This window comes from Noviherbaspirillum sp. ST9 (genome assembly GCF_048799745.1).
Classification (GTDB): domain Bacteria; phylum Pseudomonadota; class Gammaproteobacteria; order Burkholderiales; family Burkholderiaceae_D; genus Noviherbaspirillum.
Genome location: NZ_JBLWFR010000137.1, coordinates 1 through 604, shown reverse-complemented (window position 1 = coordinate 604; position 604 = coordinate 1). Strand labels below are relative to the sequence as shown.

The window sequence follows — 604 nt, the reverse complement described above, 5'->3', positions numbered from 1 at the left end:
CTTTGAAGTCAGCAAGCTCGATCCCGTAGATGCCGCCGCAATGGACGAGCGGCCTACGCGAATGCCGCTCCGGATCAATGCTCGCAATCGAATCGAATTCCAGCACGATTTGGCCGCCGAATGGTCCCGCTTTCAGCGACTCAAGGAGATCGCCGACCAGCCCGAGCAATGGGCGTCCTATGCTGATCGCCCACTCTGGATCGGCGCGCTCCGGATGCTCGGCAGCTTTTTGCTGCGGGAAATCGTCGATAGCGTAACTGCCTGGGACGTGGCATTTGAAACACTGGAGAACCAGAAGAAGACTTTGGCCGCAGATATTCTACTCGACGCGCTTTGCCTCGATCCGCTTGCCGAGACGTTCCTTTCTGCCCGCGCGGATCTGCTCCTCAAAAATCATGGCCGACTTTTGGACAGGCTGCTAAAGCGGTTTCAGCACATAGCGACGACGCCCGGCGGAGGTGAAAGCATCGTAGCGGGGGCGCTGAACAATGATCCGTCTTTCACACTTTACATCGAGACGCAGTTCCGCACCCCCGTTGTAGCCCGATGGCCAGCGATCGCCCGTTTTCTCCGCGCTCATCGTGAGCGTGTTGCGGCGCTGGTT

At 58.6% G+C, this 604-nt stretch carries 1 protein-coding gene; it reads left to right on the top strand.

Annotated elements, in window-relative coordinates:
- Positions 1–604, top strand: a 604-nt coding sequence (locus tag ACNOHI_RS25185; protein ID WP_420477466.1) for a hypothetical protein, incomplete at both ends; no start/stop codon positions are given.